A 6000-nucleotide genomic window follows, 5' to 3' on the forward strand; every position below is an offset into this window, starting at 1 on the left:
TTCGACCATCGCTGACAGAAGTCATTACTGGCAACGTCGAGCACGGTGAGCCAGCGCAGTGCATCTCGATATCGATATAGCCGTGGGCCGGCCGAAGCAAAGCAGATACTGCGAATGTCGTGGCGCTGACCGGCATCCGTTGAGGGCCGGTGGGCTCGGCACAGGCGGAACGGCGCTTCGCGCGGCACAATGGGCTTTGCGCGTCACGCAGACGCATCCACTCAACGCCGGCCGATGCGCACGAGCCCCATCGCGGACGGGCCGCCCCGGTCAGCTGGCTGGGTGAGCGGGTTTGACGTTCCGGAAGCCGTGCACGAAGTGATAAAGCACCCCGGCGAGAAAAGTGACGACGGCGAGAACGCCGAACATCCCGCGGAAGCCGGTCAGCGGCAGCAGCACACCGAGAACGAGCGGACCGACTCCGAAACCGGTTTCCATCACCACGAAGAACGTCGACGTCGCGACGCCGATCCGGTTCCGGGGTGACATAGTGACGGCAATAGCCTGCGCGCTCGGCAAGAGACTACCGAAGCCGAAGCCCATGAACACGGCGGAGAGCACCACAACGAACCAGTCGGGTGCGATCCCGAGAAGGCCGAGGCCAACAGCGAAGGAGAGCAACGCCGGGTAGATCGCGGCATTGTCACCCAGACGATCCTGCATCCGGCCGACGAAGAGGCGTGAGATGAGCGTGACGGTTGCGTAGACGAGAAAGAACGCGCTGGCCGCCACGACCATGTTCTCTGCCTGGGCGAAGGAGTTGAGGAATGTCAGCACCCCGGAGAAGCCGATCGCCGCGACGAACATGACGCTGCCCATCGCCAGAGCCGCCGGCTCGAACATGTCGATGGGGCGCATGCGCCATTTGTTGGCGGCCTGTTCCGGCGTCGGCTGATGTTCAGGTAGACGCAAGAACAGGGCGAGGATCAGCCCAACTGCCGCAGACGCCGAGCTCACGGCGAACACCGCCTCGTACGTCACCGAATCAATGAGCAGGACAGCGAGAAATGGCCCGATGGCATTGGCCAGGGTGGCCGAAATACCAAAGTACCCGATTCCCTCGCCGCGCCGTAGGACCGGGATCAGCGAGATGATGGATGCCGCGAGGACCGTGCTCGAGGCACCTAATGTCATCCCGTGGACAGTCCGGATCACCACCAGCAGCATGAGGTTGTCCACCGGAATATAGAGAATCCCGGCGATGACGAACACGACCAGCGCGATTAGAAGCATCCGCCGTCTGCCGACGAAGTCCAGGAATTTGCCGGCGAAGATGCGGGCCAGGACCGCGCCGAGAACAAAGCAGCTCGCCGTGAGGCCGGCGGCGGACTGGGAAGCGCTGAACTGCTCAACAGCGAAGAGTGCCATCATCGTCATGAGCAGGTAGAAAACCAGGGTGATGCAGAAATTGACAGCGGAAGCGAGGACGAAGCCTGTGGACCACAGCTTCGGTTCACCCTTCGCCACGACTGCACCCTTCCGGAAGTCCGCGTCACCGGAGGTGGCGCGCGGAGTGCCAGCTTACACGACCCAGGGCTTGAGGCTGGACTCGAACCCATGATTCTTTGCATACGATCCCTATTTGGCTTGGCTGAGCCGATTACCGCTGATACGAAGGAGCGGAGGCAGCAAGGAGGCGGCTCCTCCATGAGCAGCGCGCGGTGCATTCTGTGCACATACTGTCGTAAGCAGACTGACGGGGGTCGCGCCTGGAATTGTAGGATGCCGGGTTGTGCATGGTCGCGTGACAATCGTGCCGGGATGCTGTTAGCATCCATTGAATACGATTCTAGGATCCGGGCTCATCGGCGGTACTCACCACATCCACGCGAACGACAGCAGAACGTTACCGCGATGAGCGCATCGAGAGGGGACCCTGAACGTGTCGCCTGATTCGCGTGAGAGCGTCGGCGCTTCCCTCCAAGCACAGAGAGGTATCTAATGCGGTACTACCCTGCCAGCGCAGATCCGGCCACCCGCTCGGATCTTGAACACTGCGTCGAGAAAGCACTGCGGACCAATGAGGGTTCGGTGATGCTAGGGATCTTCCTGCCGAATCAGTCGTTCAGCGAGTGGCCCACCTTGGCGCCCAATGCGACGGAGTGGACGTTCCAGCAGAACCTGATGACGGTGTTGGCGGCGGAGGAGATGGGCATGAGCTTCGCATTGCCTCCGTCGCGTTGGGCTGGCTTGCCTGGTGACGAGATCGTGTGGCGGGGAGCGAGCCTCGACTCGATCACCTTGTCGGCCGCACTCTTGGCGGCCACGACGAAGATCACCCTACTGACCACGATGCACACCAACCTGCTCAATCCGGTAGTGGCTGCCAAGCTCGGCGTCGGGCTCGACCACATAGGACGCGGCCGCTGGGGCCTCAACGTGGTAAGCGGATGGGGCGTGCAAGAGTTCGCCTCAATCGGGGTCGAGCTGCTGGACCGCAAGCACCGTTACAGCTACACCCGAGAGTGGTTGGACGTTGTCGAGATGCTGTGGCGTGACGGCGAGGCAACGCTGGATGGCGAGTACTTCAAGATCGACAAGGCGTCCGGGCGTCCGCGACCGATGCAAGTCTCACCCTTGATCGTGAATGCCGGCCAGTCCTACACCGGGATGCGTTTCTCAGCCGAGCGAGCAGACTACATCTTCAGCTATGGCGACAACGCGGAGAAATTCCGCCAGATCCGGGCGGAGGTCGGCACTGAGTGCGGCTTCATCGGCGCGAAGGCCGTGATCGTCGGTAAGACGACGGCCGATGCGGAGGAGCGTGCACGGCAAATCGTCGACCAGGCCGACCGTGGGGCGCTGCGAAACATGCTCGTGTCGAGCGGCGCCGCGTCTGCCGAGGACGCCGAAGAGCGCATGAGAACCCGCGAAGACGTGCGTGAATTCCTCCTCGGCGACGCGATCATCGCCAGCGCCCAAGACGCCGGAACACAGCTGGCGAACTGGGCAGCGACGAACAAGATCGATGGGATCTGCCTGAACCTGTTCGACTACGTCAACGACCTTGAGCTCTTCCGCACTGACACGATTCCCGCCTTCGAGGCAGAACTCGCAAAGCACGGCAAAACCTACCGCAAGCCCTCCCTACCCGAACTCATCACGGAGCCGACGACGGTCTGATCCGTCGTTTCTATAGAGGAAGGCGCCCATGGCGTCGACAACTGACGACTGGTCAACGGACATAGCGGAAGTGCACGACGACGACGTTCTCATTCGCGGCCACCTGCTGACCACGATGATTGGCAAGCGCGGCTTCGGTGAACTCGCATGCCTCCTCATCAGCGGCCGGTGGCCAATGAATGGCCAGGCCCACGTCCTGGAGGGCAAAGAGTTTCGTGTCCGAGAGACGCGCCGCCCGGGAACCGATCGAAGGATTCGGGGACCCGCACCACGACGTTGACCCACGAGCGCCTCTGCTGATGGGGATTGCCGATGAATATGGGGTCTACGGCGATCACTGTCTTCTGTTTGAGTCGATCGAGGCCGAGTTGGAAGCAGCCGTGCATCGAGGCCGAGTTGGAAGCAGCCAGGGTCAGAAGTGGCGTCACGTTCCCGGCAGCCAGGTCATTTACACCGGGGAACAGCCGCAGGAGACAATGAAGCCGCAGAATCATGCTTGACGTTCGCCGTGTCAACATCAGCCCCTTGATCGAAAAGGGTCGGAACTGCTGCATGTGCAGCGATTGAGCGACCTGCACGCTATCCGACAACTCACCGAGGCCTACCCGATCCTGGTCGACAGCCTCGACCTGGACGCATTGATCGACCTCTTCGGATAGCGCTACATTCGTGCGAGCCGGTACTGAGTACTCTGGCAAGCCCAAGTTGCGTGAGTTCTTGGGCAGATCATGAACACGTACACGCTGACAATGCACAGCGTTCATCAGCATCTTGTGGATCTGGCACCTGGTGCAACGATGGCGCTTGGGGGTCCAGATGGGCCATGGCGAGGTGGCGATCGACCGACAGCGCAAGAACGCCGCGTACCGGTACGACGACGAGTACTGCCGAGTCGGCGACCGATGGCTATTCCAACGCAGACAATTGCGGTACCAGTACTACATGTCGCAGAAAGAGCTGGGTCTGAGTCTCGCCGGGCGTCAGAGAGTACGCGTACCCGGAGCGGCACCRTGTGATGCGGGAATTCCCGAGGAGCTGCGGTCGTACATGGCCGCACGGCCAGGTGGAGACGACGACTAGAAATGGATCTGCCTGAGCAGCCAGAGCTCACGCCGATCAAGCGCTAGGGCGATCCTTCAATCGTGCACATGCTGCGGCGGTGTCAGGGGTCACCAACGGCGGATCTTCGGGGCGGAGATCGGCACCGGCCGCGTTTCCTGTGTTGACGGACCTCGGTTGGCTTACGCCGTGTCAGTTGCTGGTCGGAGGTGCTGAGGTGCTTCTGGACGGCTCGCGTAACCTGGCCCCCAAGCTTCGGCGGTAGGGCGCGCCTCCCAGCTATCAGGAGTACGACGAGATGCTGCACGTGTGGACTCTTTTCGAGTCGTTCCTGCCGGAAGCGAGTGAGGCTCTTGAAGGTATCGGCACGTTCGTCAACGATCACGTATCAGTGCCTTAAACGCGCCGACGCGCGCTAAATTGGATTCGGTGCCATTTGTCCTTGACTATTCCTCTTACGTTTGATCCAACCCGATGATGCGAACAGATGAGACAAGCGCTGACGGCTTCACTGCTTGTCCTCGTGCATCTGGCGGGCAACCGCGGTGCAGAAGATCGGCGCGATCGGCTGGCAGCCACAATGGGTTCACTGCCCGCCCATCTCCGGCGTTCCTTGACGCGGGACCAGGGCACTGTAATGGCCTGCTCAAGTTTTCACGCGACGCATACTCATTCCCGTCCACTTCTGCGACCCCGCCAGTTCCTGGCAGCGAGGTTCGAACTCGGACACTAATGGCCTGCTCCGGCAGTACTTCCCGAAAGGCACTGACTTGAGTGTCCACAGTCCACAACACCTCTCCAAGGTTGCTGCTGAACTCAACCGCCGCCCACGCGAGATCCTGGGCTGGCAGAATCCTGTAGAACGACTGGCTAGACTGTCTTCATCTGCCGTAGAACCATAAATTGTTTCGACGGCTGCTGGAATCCGCCGCCGTCGCAATGGCTCACTTTTCGACCGTCCCCGACAAGCGGGACGTTCTCGCGACGCTCGGCCCACAGCCAGATGAGTCCACCATGGCCCGCCTTACGGATCTCCGACGCGAGTACTTGCCTTCAAAAGCCGCGACGAGAGGACACCGTTCATCGAAACCGAGGAGCGCGAGGAGCTATTCGCCGCACTCGACGAAGTTGTGGCGGAGCGAGATCAGGAGCTGAGCGGTTCTCTCGCGGCCGAGCGATCGACCCATCTCTCCGCAGTGACAGCGTGAGAAATTGGTGACGAGCATATGCCTACGGTTGCGCCCCAAAATCGTTCAGCGGTGGAGGCCTGCATTTTGCCAATGTTCGTCACCTTCGTCCCCCAGGCGGCTGGCGCGCACAGGGCTTAACAGAGGCTGATTTGGGGGACGACGCAAATTCCGCAGGCATGTCGTGAGGCAGCCGCGAAGCTAAGGGTGGCACTGGAGATTGGCGTATCAGGCCCACGGCTCTGGTGCCGCGTTGGCATCGGCATTCATCGCGTTGACTCGTACCCAGATCCGAAATACTGTGGCCGGGAGCCGGCGTGGCACAAGCGTGTAGTGGACCGAACCGGTGCCAGCATTCCGGCCACCATTCGACTTGCCGGCTCACGGCGCTCGGTGTCCTTGCGATCGTATTCAAAAAGTTTGACCTCTAACGGTTGCAATCGTATTCAGGGGCCCTGTATGGTGGTCTAGATCACGCCAGGGGCCGCCTTTGGCGTGATGCCCGATCCCCGAAGCCGTGGGTCCAATGTGAGGAATTGAGGAATTGTTGTGAGAAAACGAAGGAGCGTGATGGCGCGCGGATCCCTGGTTGTCGCATGCGGGTTGCTTGCGCTGACAGGATGCGCGTCCG

At 61.1% G+C, this 6000-nt stretch carries 4 protein-coding genes and 1 pseudogene; 4 read left to right on the forward strand and 1 reads right to left on the reverse strand.

Features of this window, described 5'->3' with window-relative positions:
• Positions 1–270: 270 nt before the first annotated feature.
• Positions 271–1467, reverse strand: a complete 1197-nt coding sequence (locus AB4Y87_RS24655) for an MFS transporter (RefSeq protein ID WP_442006856.1) — start codon at positions 1465–1467, stop codon at positions 271–273.
• A gap of 474 nt (positions 1468–1941) precedes the next feature.
• Between AB4Y87_RS24655 and AB4Y87_RS24660 the strand changes: the two genes are divergently transcribed.
• From AB4Y87_RS24660 to AB4Y87_RS24675, 4 genes and pseudogenes are all read left to right on the forward strand, one after another.
• Positions 1942–3123: an LLM class flavin-dependent oxidoreductase gene (locus tag AB4Y87_RS24660; RefSeq protein ID WP_442006857.1), complete on the forward strand. Its 1182-nt coding sequence runs from the start codon at positions 1942–1944 to the stop codon at positions 3121–3123.
• A 28-nt stretch (positions 3124–3151) separates the two neighbouring features.
• Positions 3152–3403: a hypothetical protein gene (locus AB4Y87_RS24665; protein WP_442006858.1), complete on the forward strand. Its 252-nt coding sequence runs from the start codon at positions 3152–3154 to the stop codon at positions 3401–3403.
• Between the two features lie 509 nt (positions 3404–3912).
• Positions 3913–4203, forward strand: coding sequence for a hypothetical protein (locus AB4Y87_RS24670; RefSeq protein WP_442006859.1), 291 nt, complete (start codon positions 3913–3915; stop codon positions 4201–4203).
• 481 nt (positions 4204–4684) lie between these two features.
• Positions 4685–5084: pseudogene (locus AB4Y87_RS24675) on the forward strand (IS30 family transposase); the annotation flags it as partial.
• Between the last annotated feature and the right edge of the window lie 916 nt (positions 5085–6000).

The organism is Paenarthrobacter sp. RAF54_2 (assembly GCF_052113945.1).
In the GTDB taxonomy this organism is placed as follows: Bacteria; Actinomycetota; Actinomycetes; order Actinomycetales; family Micrococcaceae; genus Arthrobacter.